General features: G+C 67.0%; 15 protein-coding genes. 12 read left to right on the top strand and 3 right to left on the bottom strand.

Annotated elements, in window-relative coordinates:
* Positions 1-31 precede the first annotated feature (31 nt).
* The 3 genes from GJG85_RS24160 (at position 32) to GJG85_RS24170 (ending at position 3,357) form a co-directional block, all read left to right on the top strand.
* On the top strand, positions 32-709 hold the full coding sequence (locus tag GJG85_RS24160) for a TetR family transcriptional regulator (protein ID WP_204383922.1): 678 nt from the start codon (positions 32-34) through the stop codon (positions 707-709).
* A 451-nt stretch (positions 710-1,160) separates the two neighbouring features.
* Entirely contained in the window at positions 1,161-2,549 is a 1,389-nt protein-coding gene (locus tag GJG85_RS24165; protein WP_050012138.1) for an NCS2 family permease, read from the top strand.
* Positions 2,550-2,763: 214 nt separating this feature from the next.
* Entirely contained in the window at positions 2,764-3,357 is a 594-nt protein-coding gene (locus tag GJG85_RS24170) for a hypothetical protein (RefSeq protein WP_050012139.1), read from the top strand.
* Positions 3,358-3,367: 10 nt separating this feature from the next.
* On the opposite strand, the gene GJG85_RS24175 is transcribed toward GJG85_RS24170, so the two are convergent.
* Both GJG85_RS24175 and GJG85_RS24180 read right to left on the bottom strand, forming a co-directional pair.
* Positions 3,368-3,769: a CopD family protein gene (locus GJG85_RS24175; protein WP_089489849.1), complete on the bottom strand. Its 402-nt coding sequence runs from the start codon at positions 3,767-3,769 to the stop codon at positions 3,368-3,370.
* Positions 3,766-4,074: a DUF3817 domain-containing protein gene (locus tag GJG85_RS24180; protein ID WP_050012141.1), complete on the bottom strand. Its 309-nt coding sequence runs from the start codon at positions 4,072-4,074 to the stop codon at positions 3,766-3,768. Before GJG85_RS24180 ends, GJG85_RS24175 begins: the two co-directional genes overlap by 4 nt.
* Before the next feature lie 105 nt (positions 4,075-4,179).
* Here GJG85_RS24180 and GJG85_RS24185 point away from each other — a divergent pair, with 105 nt between their 5' ends.
* The 4 genes from GJG85_RS24185 to GJG85_RS24200 all read left to right on the top strand — a co-directional run bounded on the left by GJG85_RS24185 (position 4,180) and on the right by GJG85_RS24200 (position 8,457).
* The gene (locus tag GJG85_RS24185) at positions 4,180-5,127 is read left to right on the top strand and encodes a helix-turn-helix domain-containing protein (RefSeq protein WP_050012142.1); all 948 of its coding nucleotides are present in this window, start codon (positions 4,180-4,182) and stop codon (positions 5,125-5,127) included.
* A 60-nt stretch (positions 5,128-5,187) separates the two neighbouring features.
* Positions 5,188-6,108 (top strand): LysR substrate-binding domain-containing protein, encoded by a 921-nt coding sequence (locus GJG85_RS24190; protein WP_050012143.1) that lies wholly within the window; start codon positions 5,188-5,190, stop codon positions 6,106-6,108.
* Positions 6,109-6,334: 226 nt separating this feature from the next.
* Complete coding sequence (locus GJG85_RS24195) at positions 6,335-7,117, top strand: ABC transporter substrate-binding protein (RefSeq protein WP_050012144.1); 783 nt, start codon at positions 6,335-6,337, stop codon at positions 7,115-7,117.
* Positions 7,118-7,341: 224 nt separating this feature from the next.
* The gene (locus GJG85_RS24200; RefSeq protein WP_050012145.1) at positions 7,342-8,457 is read left to right on the top strand and encodes a succinylglutamate desuccinylase/aspartoacylase family protein; all 1,116 of its coding nucleotides are present in this window, start codon (positions 7,342-7,344) and stop codon (positions 8,455-8,457) included.
* Between the two features lie 151 nt (positions 8,458-8,608).
* On the opposite strand, the gene GJG85_RS24205 is transcribed toward GJG85_RS24200, so the two are convergent.
* Entirely contained in the window at positions 8,609-9,415 is an 807-nt protein-coding gene (locus GJG85_RS24205) for a MetQ/NlpA family lipoprotein (protein WP_050012146.1), read from the bottom strand.
* Between the two features lie 310 nt (positions 9,416-9,725).
* Here GJG85_RS24205 and GJG85_RS24210 point away from each other — a divergent pair, with 310 nt between their 5' ends.
* The 5 genes from GJG85_RS24210 (at position 9,726) to GJG85_RS24230 (ending at position 14,799) form a co-directional block, all read left to right on the top strand.
* Entirely contained in the window at positions 9,726-10,886 is a 1,161-nt protein-coding gene (locus tag GJG85_RS24210; RefSeq protein WP_050012147.1) for a porin, read from the top strand.
* A 220-nt stretch (positions 10,887-11,106) separates the two neighbouring features.
* The gene (locus tag GJG85_RS24215) at positions 11,107-11,367 is read left to right on the top strand and encodes a DUF2866 domain-containing protein (RefSeq protein ID WP_011548992.1); all 261 of its coding nucleotides are present in this window, start codon (positions 11,107-11,109) and stop codon (positions 11,365-11,367) included.
* A gap of 124 nt (positions 11,368-11,491) precedes the next feature.
* Positions 11,492-11,875: a DUF6232 family protein gene (locus tag GJG85_RS24220; RefSeq protein ID WP_050012148.1), complete on the top strand. Its 384-nt coding sequence runs from the start codon at positions 11,492-11,494 to the stop codon at positions 11,873-11,875.
* A 186-nt stretch (positions 11,876-12,061) separates the two neighbouring features.
* On the top strand, positions 12,062-12,289 hold the full coding sequence (locus GJG85_RS24225; RefSeq protein ID WP_012339294.1) for a hypothetical protein: 228 nt from the start codon (positions 12,062-12,064) through the stop codon (positions 12,287-12,289).
* Between the two features lie 233 nt (positions 12,290-12,522).
* Positions 12,523-14,799, top strand: coding sequence for a TonB-dependent hemoglobin/transferrin/lactoferrin family receptor (locus GJG85_RS24230; protein ID WP_050012149.1), 2,277 nt, complete (start codon positions 12,523-12,525; stop codon positions 14,797-14,799).
* Positions 14,800-14,847: the final 48 nt, after the last annotated feature.

Here is a 14,847-nt window from a genome sequence, read left to right on the forward strand (position 1 = left end):
GGTTGAGTGCGTCAGTGCACCCGACTAGAATATGACGAACTATTCAGGTTTTACTATTCGCATTGGCAAACCGCTCATGACCGACCGCCGAAACGCCCCGATCGCCACGCGCAAGCAGCCTCGGCAGGCGCGCTCGACCCGCCTCGTCGAGGACGTCCTGCAGGCGGCTATTCAGGTTTTGGCGAGCGAAGGCGCGCAGCGCTTCACGATGGCGCGCGTCGCCGAGCGGGCCGGCGTGAGCGTCGGCTCGCTGTACCAGTACTTCTCGAACAAGGCGTCCGTGCTGTTCCGGCTCCAGCACGACGAGTGGCGGCAGACGCACGACATGCTGTGCGCAATCCTGCAGGACACGCGCAAGACGCCGCCCGAGCGGCTGCGCGCGGCGGTGCATGCGTTCATCCGTTCGGAATGCGACGAGGCGCCGATGCGGACCGCGCTCGACGATGCCGCTCCGCTCTATCGCGACGCCCCCGAGGCGCAGGACGTGAAGGCCGAGGGCAACCGGGCGTTCAGCGCGTTCATCCGCGAAGCGCTGCCCGACGTGCCCGACGCCACGCATGCGCTCGCGTGCGAGCTGATCCTGACGACGCTCACGACGGGCGGCAAGGCGTTCTCCGAAACCGCGCGCACGCCCGCGGAAATCGACGCGTACTCGGACGCGATGGCCGACATGTTCTGCGCGTATCTCGCGCATCTCGCGCGCAGTTGAAGCCCGCATCGGGACGGAAACCATGCACGCGCGCCGGCCTCCCGGGCCACCTTGAAAGCCATTCGTAACGTCCAATGCCCCCCGCCCGCCGACCCTGCATTCAAATAGTCGCCTTAACGGATTCGAACTAGGCGTATACACGCGTGTCGGCGCGACGGAGCCCCGTTGCACGCCGATATAAGCGCTGCGACATGCGCTGCATGCTCTTCCCCCGATGGGACGTGATAGGCCGCTCGCCTAACCTTCGCTACGGCAAAGCACACGTGACGGGGTCGACCACACCATGCGTCGTCCGACGCGACACCCTCGCGATCGTTTCGATTCGCCCGTCACGACACGCACCGCGCGTCATGCGTCCCCGCGACGTTGCCGATCAATCCAACCAGATACGAGACACCCTGACGACGGTTCGCTGCGAGCCGTTTCAGCATGCTGATAAAGGAGCAAGCTCATGAGTGATACCCCGGTGCAGCCGACGCTCGGCGTCGGCGCGGAAGAAACCGGCTTGGGTGCCAACGGCGCCATCGACCGGTACTTCGGCATTTCGTCGCGCGGCAGCACGCAACGCCGCGAGATCATTGCCGGCGTGACCACCTTCCTCGCGATGGTCTACTCCGTGTTCGTCGTGCCCGGCATGTTCGGCAAGGCCGGCTTCGACACGAGCGCCGTGTTCGTCGCGGTCTGTCTCACCACCGCGTTCGGCTCGCTGCTGATGGGCCTGTGGGCGAAGCTGCCGATCGCGATCGGCTGCGCGATCTCGCTGACCGCGTTCACCGCGTTCGGGCTCGTGCTCGGCAAGGGGCTGCCTCCGACGGTCGCGCTCGGCGCGGTGTTCCTGATGGGTCTCGTGTTCACCGGCATCTCGATCACCGGCGTGCGTTCGTGGATCCTGCGCAACCTGCCCGCGGGCGTCGCCCACGGCACGGGGATCGGCATCGGGCTGTTCCTGCTGCTGATCGCGTCGAACGACGTGGGCCTCGTGATCAAGAACCCGGGCGCCGGCCTGCCGGTGTCGCTCGGCCAGATCACCGCGTTCCCGGTCATCATGTCGGTCGTCGGGCTCGCCGCGATCTTCGGCCTCGAAAAACGTCGCGTGCCGGGCGGCATCCTGCTCGTCGTGATCGCGATCTCGGTATTCGGGCTGATCTTCGATCCGGGCGTGAAATACCGCGGCATCTTCGCGCTGCCGTCGCTGAGCGCACCGGGCCACGCGTCGCTGATCGGCGCGATGGACATCAAGGGCGCGCTGTCGATGGCCGTGCTGCCGAGCGTGCTCGCGCTGGTGATGACCGCCGTGTTCGACGCGACCGGCACGATCCGCGCGGTCGCGGGCCAGGCCGGCCAGCTCGACGCGAACGGCCGCATCATCAACGGCGGCCGCGCGCTGACCGCCGATTCGATCAGCTCGATCTTCTCCGGCTTCCTCGGCGGCGCGCCGGCGGCGGCCTACATCGAGTCGAGCGTCGGCGTGGCCGCCGGCGCGAAGACGGGCCTCGCGGCCGCGGTGGTCGGCCTGCTGTTCCTCGTCGTGATGTTCTTCTCGCCGCTCGCGGGCCTCGTGCCGTCGTATGCGACCGCGCCCGCGCTGATGTACGTCGGGCTGCTGATGCTCGGCAGCGTGAGCAAGCTGCACATGGACGACATGGTCGACGCGATGTCCGGCCTCGTGTGCGCGGTGTTCATCGTGCTGACCGCGAACATCGTGACGGGCATCATGCTCGGCTTCTCGACGCTCGTGATCGGCCGCGTCGCCAGCGGCGAATTCCGCAAGCTCAACGTCGGCACCGTGCTGATCGCGGCCGTGCTCGTCACGTTCTATCTCGGCGGCTGGGCGATCTGAGCGCGACACATGCGCGACGTCGCCTGCAGAAGGGCGGCGCGCATCGGGACGATACCGTCTCCTCCACCATCGTCGTTGATGGCCTCGAGCCTGGGAACGCGAGTTTCCAGGCTTTTTTTATCGGTGCGACGCAGCGCGACGCACTGCGCGAAAACGTCGCGGCGCTCATTCGCGCGCGGTGCTACGATCGCGTTTTGCCCCTTCAGGAGTCGCGATGAACCCACTTGGCATCGTCTCCGAATCGACCACCCGGGCCTCGGCGCGCAAGCCGCCGTTCATTCCGTCGTTCGGCTTCCACGAAGTGCATGAATCGCAGCCGATCGACGCGCCGCCCGCATCCATCATCGATGTCGTCGCCTCGCTCGACATGCGCGCCGATCCCGTCATCGACACGCTGCTGACGATGCGAGAATTCCCGGCAGCCGTCGCGGGCGCGCTGCGCCACGCGCCGGCCCGCCCCGAACGCGCGCGTTTCGGCTTCGACACGTTCACGCCGCTCCATCGCGACGACACGTCGCTGTCGCTCGGCCTCGTCGGACGCTTCTGGCGCCCGACGCCCGACGTGCGCGCCGTCGCCGATGCCGACGCGTTCGTCCGGCACGACGACCCGCGCGACGCGAAGCTGGTGCTCCGGTTCGAGGTCGTCGGGCTCGCGTCGGGCGCGCACATCCTGCGCACCGAAACCTTCGTCCATTGCCCGAGCGCGCGCACGCGCTGGCTGTTCACGCCGTACTGGCTCGCGATCCGAGTGGGCAGCGGCTGGATCCGGCGCCGCACGCTGGCAGCGGTCGAGATGGCGCTCGCCTGAACGCGCCGCGTCAGAACGGCTTGATCACGGCCAGCCCGACGACGAGCGCCATCCCGACGATCACCGCGCCCGCCGCGTACCCGAGCCACGGCGCCGGCACGACGACGAGATCGTCGCGCGCCATGCGCCGCAGCGTGCCGGCCAGGATCCCGTGCAGCACCGACAGCGCGACGACGAGCGCGAGCTTCACCGACAGCCACGCGGCGCCGAACCAGTGACCGCTCAGCGCGAGCGCGATGCCGGCGATCCAGACGATCGCGAGCGCGGGCGCCGTCACCGTGCGATCCCAGCGCCGCACCGCGCGATGCACGGCGAGGTTCGCGATCCGGACCGCGACGGACGACAACAACAACCCGCCGACGAACGTGACGACGGCCGCCAGATGCGCCGCCTTCAGCACCAGATAGATCATTGCGCGTGCCGCCTGCGCGCGATCCAGCCGGCGCTCGCGAGCCCCGCGAACGGCACGACGGCCGACAGCACGAGCCGCGCGACCTCGCCCTTGCTCCACAGCCCGCTCGATGCGGTGACGACTACCGCCCACACGTACATCGCGAACGCGATGCCGTGAACCGGGCCCATGATCGACACCGCGACCGGGTAGCCGGCCAGATGCTTGAGCGGCACGGCCACGCAGACCAGCGCGACGAGCGTGGTCGCCTCCAGCAGCGACAGGTATTGCAGGTTCCGCAACGCGTTGCGATCGTCTTGTTTCATCGGCAGGGCTCCAGGTGGTCCGCCGCGATTGTCGCGTGTGGTGCCGGCCCGAGCCATTGGCTAGAATGACATCTTTCAACGGATTCTGGCCACGGCCGCAACGCCATGCACACGGTCGCCGTTCTTGCCTTGCCCGATGTCGTCCCGTTCGATCTGGGCGTCGCCTGCGACACGTTCGTGCGCGTGCGGGCCTCCCATGTCGAACAGGCGTACCGCGTACGCGTGTGCAGCGAACAGCCGCGCGTCGGCGGCGACCTGTTCGAGCTGCGCCCGCCGTTTCGCCTCGATGCGCTGGCCGACGCCGATACGATCATGGTGCCCGGCACGTCGGTGCCGCTCGCGCCGACGTCGCGCCGCGTGCTCGACGCGCTGCGCGCGGCGGCCACGCGCGGGCGCCGAATCGCGTCGATCTGCAGCGGCGCGTTCGTACTCGCGGAAGCCGGGCTGCTCGACGGCCTGCGCGCGACGACGCACTGGCTCGCGGCCGCCGAACTCGCGCGCCGCTATCCGACCGTCGACGTCGACCCGAACGTGCTGTTCGTCGACAACGGCCGGATCCTGACCTCGGCCGGCGCGGCGGCCGGCCTCGATCTGTGCCTGCACATGATCCAGGCCGACTACGGCGCGGCCGTCGCCGTCGACGCGGCCCGCAACGCGGTGGCGCCGCGCGTGCGCGAAGGCGGCCAGGCGCAGTTCATCGCGCCCGAATGGCCGGCCGGCGGCGACGGGCTGCACGACCTGATGGACTGGCTGCACGCGAACCTGCGCCAGCCGCTGACGCTCGACGCGATCGCGCGCAAGGCATCGACGAGCGTGCGCACGCTGACGCGGCGCTTCCAGGAGCAGACGGGCACGTCGCCGGGGCAATGGCTGCAGACCGCGCGCGTCAGGCATGCGCAGCAGTTGCTGGAGGTGACCGAACTGTCGATCGAACATGTGGCGACGGAAGCCGGGTTCGGCTCGGTCAGCGCGTTTCGCGAGCGCTTCTCGCGCATCGTCGGCACGTCGCCGCAGCGCTATCGGCAGGCGTTCCGCACACGCGCCGATGCGTGACCTTCATCGGGCTCGCCGCCTGAACCCGCCGCCCCCGTTCGCGCCAACCGGACCCGACCGATGACCCGCATCCGCAATCCCCTGAACATCGCGCAGCTCCAGGCGTTCGTCTCCGCCGCGCATCTGAAGAGCCTGCGCGCCGCCGCGCGCGAGCTCGGCGTCACGCAGCCGGCGATCACGCACACGATCCGCGAGCTCGAAACGGCGCTCAACGCGGAGCTGCTCGTGCGCAGCGTGCGCGGCGTCGAACTGACCGCCTGCGGCGAGGCGCTGCTGCCGCGCGCCGAGCAGTTGCTCGGCGACGTCCGCCGCACGGTCGAAGCCGTCGAACAGGTGAAAGGCGAGATGTCGGGCCGCGTCGCGGTCGGCACGATGCCGTCGATCGCGCTGACCGCGTTGCCGCACGCGGTGACGGCGTTTCGCCGGTCGATGCCGAACGTGAGCCTGCATCTGGAGGAAGTGACGGTGCCGGACGCGCTCGCGCAGTTGCGCAACGGCACGCTCGACATCGCTGCGATGCACCATGTGCCCGCGCTCGACCGCGATTTCACGCAATTGCCGCTGCTGTCGACCGAATTCACGATCGTGATGCGCGACGGCCACCCGCTCGCGCACGCGCGCCGGTTAGAGGAACTGCTCGACGCCGAGTGGATCGTCACCGTCGGCGCCGAGCAGTTTCCGCACAGCGTGATGGTCGGGATGTTCGAGGCGCACGGGCTGCCGCTGCCGAAACGTTTGCTGCGCTCGCCGATGTCGTTCGCGGTGACGCTCGGGCTCGTCGCGCGCTCGGACGTGATCGGCTGCTTCACGCGCCCGCTTGCCGCGATGGTCGCGCCGCTCGGCATCCGCACGGCCGAACTCGACGAAAGCATGCCGCGCTTCGACCTGTCGATCATCGCGCGGCGCGACCTGCTGCCCACGCCGGCCGTGTCGCACTTCGCCACCTGCCTGCAGCGCGCGGTCAACGAAACGCTCGGCTGAATCGTTCCTGTGTATGAAACGGCCGCGCGTCCGACGCGCCGCCGCCGGGCCCGGTATCGGGGCTTGTCCTAGGCGCCCCGCCGGTATTTTGTCTTGATAATCTTCCGCACGTCGCGCGCCCCCATCGGGCGGGCGAAACGGACTGTCCGACGCGAAGCCGCGGCGGGCCGAAGGCTTACGGCGCGGCACAACCGCGCACCCATCGAACAAAACGAGGAGTCACCGAGTGAAAAAGATTCTTGCGGCAGTGACCGTGGCCCTGCTCGCCGTATCGGCCGGCAGTGCATACGCGAAGGACTGGTCGACCGTGCGGTTCGGCGTCGACGCAAGCTACCCGCCTTTCGAATCGAAAGGCGCCGACGGCAAGGTCGTCGGCTTCGACGTGGATCTCGGCAACGAGATCTGCCGCCGCATCAACGCGAAGTGCGTGTGGATCGAAAACGACTTCGACGGGATGATCCCGGCGCTGAAAGCCCGCAAGTTCGACGGCGTGCTGTCGTCGATGTCGATGACGCCGGCGCGCGCCGAGCAGATCGCGTTCTCGTCGAAGCTGTTCAACACGCCGACGCGCCTCGTCACGAAGAAGGGCGCGAACCTGCAGCCGACGGCCGAATCGCTGAAGGGCAAGTCGGTCGGCGTCGAGCAGGGCACGATCCAGGAAACCTACGCGAAGACGTACTGGGCGTCGAAGGGCGTGAACGTCGTGCCTTACCAGAACCAGGACCAGGTCTACGCCGACCTGATCTCCGGCCGTCTGGACGGCGCGCTGCAGGACGCGGTGCAAGCCGAGATCGGCTTCCTGAAGACGCCGCGCGGCGCGAACTTCGACTTCGCCGGCAAGGACCTCGACGATCCGAAGACGCTCGGCAATGGCGCCGGTATCGGCCTGCGCAAGGAAGACACCGACCTGAAGACGAAGATCGACGGCGCGATCGCCGGCATGCGCAAGGACGGCACGTACGACAAGATCGCGAAGAAGTACTTCGATTTCGACGTCTACGGCAAGTAATCCGGCCGAACGACGCGCGATTCGGCGCGACGGGAACGGGCTCCGCGAGGAGCCCGTTTTTTTTGCGCGCGGCGCGGGCAGCGTTATTTTTTCTGCGCCAACCCGATGATTCTCAACGGAAAACAGAACGCTCCGGCACCGGTTTGATGGCGGCGAGGAAGGCAACGTACAATCGATCTTCCACGCACACGGATCATTCGCGGCTGCGCCGCACTCCCCTCATCATGCAAACGCAGACCCATCCGCTGATTTCCCCCGCCGTCGGCACCGAACGCCAGATCACCAGCTTCCACTACGGCCCGCGCGGCGGCAAGAAGGTCTACATCCAGTCGTCGCTGCACGCGGACGAGTTGCCCGGCATGCTGGTCGCCACGCTGCTGCGTCGCAAGATCGCCGCGCTGGAGACGGCCGGCAAGCTGCAAGGCGAAGTCGTCATCGTGCCCGTGCCCAATCCGATCGGCCTGTCGCAACACGTGTTCGGCGATCACCTCGGCCGCTTCGAGCTCGGCTCGATGCAGAACTTCAACCGCAATTTCCACGATCTCGCGGCGCTCGTGCTGCCGCATGTCGAAAGCCGCCTCACGAACGACGCGCAGCGCAATCTCGCCGTCGTACGCGCGGCGATGCGCGAAGCGCTCGATGAACAGAAGCCGCGCACCGAACTCGACTCGCAGCGTCTTGCGCTGCAGAAGCTGTCGTTCGACGCCGATATCGTGCTCGACCTGCATTGCGACAGCGATGCGGTGATGCACCTCTACACGAATCCCGATCTGTGGGCGGACGTCGAGCCGCTGGCGCGCTACCTCGATGCCAAGGCGTCGCTGCTCGCGCTGAATTCGGTCGGCAACCCGTTCGACGAAATCCACAGCTTCTGCTGGTCGGATCTGCGCAACCGCTTCGGCGACCGCTTCCCGATCCCGAACGGCGCGATTTCCGTCACGGTGGAACTGCGCAGCGAACGCGACGTGTCGTACGAGTTCGCGGAAAAAGACGCGCAGGCGATCGTCGACTACCTGACCGAGCGCGGCATCGTCGAAGGCACGCCGGCGCCGCTGCCGCCGCTCGCGCATCCGGCCACGCCGCTCGCGGGCACCGATCCGCTCGTCGCGCCGGTGTCGGGCGTGATCGTGTTCCGCACGCCGGTCGGCGCGATGATCGAGGCCGGCCAGGCCGTGGCCGACATCGTCGATCCGCTGACCGATCGCGTCGTCACGCTGAAGAGCAGCGTGTCGGGCGTGCTGTACGCGCGCCAGGTCGTGCGCTTCGCGACGGCCGGCATGGAAGTCGCGCGCATCGCCGGCGCGACCGCGATCCGTACCGGTTCGCTGCTGTCGGCCTGAGCCTGAGCGCGGCCCGCGCGCCGGGCCGCGGCGCGCATCGCACGCCATCGGCCGCATCAAACGAAATCGCCCGCTTGCGCGGGCGATTTGCTTTCCGGAGCCGGCGTCGGCAGCCGATGCTGCGCCGCCGCGCGCTGCGCGCGAAGGACGTTCAGAACGCCGGCACGATCGCGCCGCCAAACTTCTGGTCGATGAACTTGCGCACGTCGTCCGATTCATAGGCCGCGACGAGCTTCTTCACCCACGGCTTGTCCTTGTCCTGCGCGCGCACCGCGATCAGGTTCGCGTACGGCCCGCGCAGATCCTCGATCGCGATCGCATCCTTCACCGGCGTGAGCCCGGCCTTCACTGCGTAGTCGGTGTTGATCGACGCGGCGTCGAGGTCGGGCAGCGCGCGCGGCAGTTGCGCGGAATCAAGCTCGACGATCTTGATCTTCTTCGGGTTCTCGGCAATGTCGAGCGGCGTCGCGTTCACGCCGTTCGCGCCGACGCCCGGCTTCAGCTTGATCACCCCGTACTTCTGCAGCAGCAACAGCGCACGGTTGCCGTTCGACGGATCGTTCTGGATCCCGACCTTCGCGCCCGCCGGCAAATCCTTCAGCGACTTGAGCTTCGTCGAATAGAAGCCCATCGGCGCGGTATAGGTGAGCCCCACGTTGACGATCTTGTATCCGCGCTGCTTGATCTGGCTGTCGAGGAACGGCTGGTGCTGGAAACCGTTCGCGTCGAGATCGCCGGAATCGAGCGCCGCGTTCGGCTGCACGTAGTCGTTGAATTCGATGACCTTGATCGCGAGGCCTTCGCGCGCGGCGACTTTCGTCACCTCGGTCCAGATCTGCGCGTCGGGGCCGCTCATCGTGCCGATCTTCAGCGTTTGGGAGTCGGCGTGCGCGCCGGGCGCGGCGAATGCCAGCGCGGCGGCGAGTGCGCCGAGGCCGGTCAGAATCGAACGTCGCATGGGGTGTCCTCTTGTCCCGTGTCGTTTGTTGGAGGACGGATCGTGGCACGGGGCGCGGATGCGGCAAACCAAGCTTATTTCATGTGCATATTCCGGTTCGGAATCGAATCTCAGCCGAAATCGGTATAACCCCCGCTATACAACCCGGGCAGAATTCGGTGTCGCATCGGCACCACAGATTCGTCATATGACAGTCGCTGTCATATTCATTACGTGGCCCGCCGATAAAGTTGCGCCGGTCCGTGAAAGCGCTCCATAGAGAGCGCCGGAACCGCAACTGGACACGCCATTCATTCGCTCGGAGAATCCTTTGAACAAGAAACTGTTGACCATCGCCGCCCTCGCAGCAACGGCCGGCACGGCGCACGCACAAAGCAGCGTGACCCTGTACGGCGTCATCGATGCCGGTATCAGCTACGTGAACCACAGCAAGACCGCCAACGGCGGCAGCAGCAAGCTGTTCAAGTACGACGACGGCGTGGCCCAGGGCAGCCGTTGGGGCCTGCGCGGCACCGAAGACCTCGGTGGCGGCCTGAAGGCGATCTTCGTGCTCGAAAACGGCTTCAACAGCGGTAACGGCACGATCGGCCAAGGCGGCGCGATCTTCGGTCGCCAGGCTTACGTCGGCCTGAGCCAGGCGCAATACGGCACGGTCACGTTCGGCCGCCAGTACTCGTTCTCGACCGACATCCTCGGCTCGAACTACTCGACCGGCGGCAACACGGTCGCGGGTAACTACGCTTACCACGTGAACGACATCGACCAGCTGACGTCGAGCCGCATCAACAACGCGGTGAAGTTCCAGAGCGCGAACTACGCCGGCTTCACGTTCGGCGCGTTGTACGGCTTCTCGAACTCGACCGACTTCGCCGGCGCACCGTCGACGACGACGGGCACCACGACGACGGCCGGTTCGTCGCGCGCCTACAGCTTCGGCCTGAACTACGCGAACGGCCCGTTCTCGCTCGGCGCCGCGTACACGGACATCCGCTTCCCGAGCCAGTCGACGCCGGCCTTCTCGACGTCGATCGCGAACATCGCGCTGACGAACATCCGCGACCTGCGCACGTATGGCGTCGGCGGCCGCTATGTCTTCGGCCCGGCAACGGCATGGCTGCTGTGGACGCGCACGCAGTTCACCCCGATCGCGGCAGGCGCATCGGGCACGTTCTACAACGCATACGAAGCAGGCGTGAAGTATGCGTTCACGCCGGCGCTGTCGGCGGCAGCGGGCTACACGTACACGAACGCGACGCAAAGCGGCAGCTCGGCGCACTGGAACCAGGGCAACGTGGGCCTCGACTACGCACTGAGCAAGCGTACGGACGTGTACGGCCTGGTCATCTACCAGAAGGCATCGGGCAACAACGTGCAGGCGCAGATCGGTTCGAGCACGAGCTACTTCAACACGTCGGGCAACGGTTCGTCGAACCAGCTGGCTGCTCGCGTCGGTATCCGTCACAAGTTCTAAAGCATCCGCTTAACTGTCCGCGTCACGCGCGGATCAGGACGGCACGCAGCGCCCCGCTCCACGCGGGGCGCTTTTTTATGCGCTTTTAAGTTTCGCTTAATTCTGGGCTGAGACGATGCTCTCACCCCCCCTGTTGGCCGCCTGAGCATCGGCGGCTTTTTTTTTGAGACTCCCTACGGCACCGCCATCAACTGCCCACAAGACAGGATCGGAGGCCACGATGATCGAAGATACCGTTTTCAGCCATCTGCACGCGATTCTGACGTGCCAACACTCGCTGCCGGTCCAGAGCTGCCGCGTCTCGGTGGAAATGCAGCGGCCATGGGGCCGTCCGTATCGTCTCGTCGAGTGGACGATGCATCTCGATGCACCCGCGCGGCGCCAGATCGTGCCGGCCGAATCGACCGACGAAGAGATCGCCGAGGTCGTCGCGTCGCACGTGCCGGGCCGGCTTTACGGCGACGGCCGGCTGCAGTTCTGAACGCGTTTCCATTCCACCCGCTTCCCGTCCGCCGGCCGCGCCGCACGCATCGTGCGGCAGTCGGTCTCGTTTGACGCGGCAACGAAACCTGCTACGCTGCGCGTTTTCGTCCACGTCACACACGATGGAAAACGCATTCAACGAACGTGGCGTCATGGTCACGCGCAACGGCCTGTCGGCCGCCGGGCAGGTATTCGCACTGCGTGACATCCGCCAGGTCGATGTCGTCAAGATTCCAAAGAACCGTCTCGTGCCGTCGCTGATCTCGCTGATCGGCGCGGCCGTCGCCGTCGCGGGCGGCATCGGCGCATCGAGCGCCGCGCTGGTGGTCGGCGTGATGCTCGTCGTCGTCGGCTATCTCGCGTGGGCCACGCAGGACATCACGTATCGGCTGATGGTCGAGATGCCCGACGGCAAGCGCGAAGCGCTGTCGAGCGTCGACGCCGCGTTCGTCGAACGCGTCGCGCAGGTCGTGCGCGATGCGCAGTCCGCCACCGCCGCCGGCTGATTCCACTCCATTCGTGCACGCTTCGATTCGCGCTTGCCGCACGCCCGCGGCGAGCGTCGGTGTGCGCGGCCTGCCCGTCGAATCGCGTGCCATGCGCCGCTCCACACGCATCTCGCCTCCACGGCGGACGCCAACCGCCTAGTATGGAAAGAGCGGCTCGCCGCCGCATCGTCCGAGGAGGCCAGCATGAACGCTCAATCGCTGTCCGGCATGCTTCGCGCGCAGGAACTGCTGATCGTGTCGATGATCCGCGCGCTTCCCCCTGACACACGTCGCGCGCTCGTCGAGCTCTACACCGAACAGATCGCGTTCGCCGAACAGGCAGGCATCGAAAGCCACAGCGATCGCGCGACGCACGACGCGTTCATCGCGCATGCGCGCAACCTGCTGATTCGCATCGAAGCGCTGGCTTAGCGCCTGTTTCTCTCAAATTTTGCGCCACGGCTCGCCCGAGCCGTGCATGCAAGTGCTCACTCGCATGAGCCGCTTTGCGTTCTTGTATTGATAACAATTCTCATTTACACTGACAAGGTTGTCAGTTGCCTTTCAAATCGCCGTTTGCCGCCTATCGCGCGCAAACGGGCCAGCCAGGTGAACGCGTCGCCCAGCCAGCCTTCGGGCTTGTTATCGTCAATGGGAGACCACCTGTGCATTGCTATACGCTGGCGCGGCGGCCGATCTGTGCCGCGCTGTTCGGCGCGTTCGGCCTGTCCGCTGCCCCGGCTCACGCCGATTCGTCGCCGCAAGGCGCCAACCCGCCTTCCGCCGTCCTGACCGCCGCCGCGTCCGCGCGCGGCGATGCGGCGCTGCTCGATCCCGTCACCGTCACGGCCACCCGCACCGCCACTGCGGCGAGCCGCACGGCGGCGTCCGTGTCGGTGATCACCGACGAGGATCTCGAAGAACGGCAGGTCACCAACATCAAGGACGCGCTGCGCTACGAGCCGGGCATCACGGTGCGCCGCACCGCGTACCGGCCGGGCAGCGCCGCGCTCGGCGGCGGCCGCGACGGCGATTCGAGCATCAACATCCGCGGCCTCGAAGGCAATCGCGTGCTGCTGATGGAAGACGGCATCCGCCTGCCGAACGCGTTTTCGTTCGGTCCGCTCGAAGCGGGCCGCGGCGACTACGCCGATCTCGACACGCTCAAGCGCATCGAGATCCTGCGCGGGCCGGCGTCGGCGCTGTACGGCAGCGACGGCCTGACCGGCGCGGTGAACTTCATCACGAAGGACCCGCGCGACCTGCTGTCGATCTACGGAAAGCCCTACTACTTCTCGTTCCGGCCGAGCTACGACTCGACCGACCGCAGCATCGGCGCGACCGTATCGGCCGCGGGCGGCAACGATCGCATCCAGGGGATGATCATCGCCGACGGCCGGCGCGGCCACGAGGTCGACACGCGCGGCAGCAACAATTCGGCGAGCACGCTGCGCACGACGTCGAACCCGCAGGACGTCTATTCGGAATCGCTGCTCGGCAAGCTCGTGCTGACGCCCACCGCGCGCGACACGATCAAGTTCACCGCCGAAACGGTGCAGCGGCGCGTGAGCACCGACGTGCTGTCGGCGATCAGCCCGCCGACCACGCTCGGCCTCACGACCTACGACCGGCTCGAGCGCAATCGCTTCAGCGTCGACTACGACTTCCGCGACGACGCGTTCCGCTGGTTCCAGACCGCGCACGTGCAGTTCTACTACCAGGACGCGAAGCAGGACCAGTACGCGTTCGAGACGCGCGGCCGGGCGGCTTCGCGTTCGCGCGACAACCAGTACAAGGAACGCACGTTCGGCGGCACCGCGTTCGCCGAAAGCGGCTTCGCGACCGGCCCGTTCGCACACAAGCTGCTCTACGGCGTGGACGGCAGCGTGTCGCGCGTGACGAACCTGCGCGACGGCACGGTGCCGGGCGTCGGCGAAGCGTTTCCGAACAAGGCGTTCCCCGACACCGACTACACGCTGTTCGGCGCGTTCGTGCAGGACCAGATCGGTTACGGCCGCCTGCTCGTCACGCCGGGCCTGCGCTTCGACACGTACCGGCTGAGTCCGACCGCAAACGATCCGCTGTTCACCGGCAAGGCCGTGTCGACGAGCGCGAACGAACTGTCGCCGCGCGTCGCCGTGCTCTACGAGATCACGCCCGCGGTCATTCCGTACGTGCAGTACGCGCATGGCTTCCGTGCGCCGACGCCCGATCAGGTGAACAGCAGCTTCTCGAACCCGGTGTACGGCTACACGTCGATCGGCAATCCGAACCTGAAGCCAGAAACCAGCGACACGTTCGAAGCCGGCCTGCGCGGCAAGGCCGGCACCGGCTACGGCGTCGTGCGCTACAGCGCGGCCGCGTTCACCGGCCGCTACCGCAACTTCATCTCGCGCACGACGATCGCCGGCAGCGGCCGGCCGGTCGACCCGTTCGTGTTCCAGTACGTGAACTTCGCCGACGCGCGCATCCACGGCCTCGAAGGCCGCGCCGAATGGGTGATGCCGAACGGCATCACGCTGAAGACGGCAATGGCGTTCACGAAGGGCTCGACGCAGGACAACGGCGCGGCCAGCCAGCCGCTCGACACGATCAATCCGTTCTCGGCCGTGTTCGGCGTGCGGTACGAACCGAGCGAACGCTGGTTCGTGCAGACCGACCTGCTGTTCCAGGCCGCCAAACGCGACAAGGACATCCCGGCGAACGCGTGCCCGGGGGCGAGAACGTCGTGCTTCGCGCCACCGTCTTCATTCGTCGTCGACCTGCACGGCGGCTACCGCTTCAACAAGCACGTGAGCGCGACGATCGGCATCCGCAACCTGTTCGACCGCAAGTACTGGAACTGGTCGGACGTGCGCGGCCTCGCGTCCGACGCGCAGGTGCTCGACGCGTATTCGTCGCCCGGCCGCACCGTCGCCGTCAGCATGAAAGTGGATTTCTGATGCGCGTCGCCCGCGCGCCCATCCCAACCGTTACTCGAAGGAGTCCGA

Source organism: Burkholderia sp. MS389, from assembly GCF_016899425.1.
Lineage (GTDB): Bacteria > Pseudomonadota > Gammaproteobacteria > Burkholderiales > Burkholderiaceae > Burkholderia > Burkholderia sola.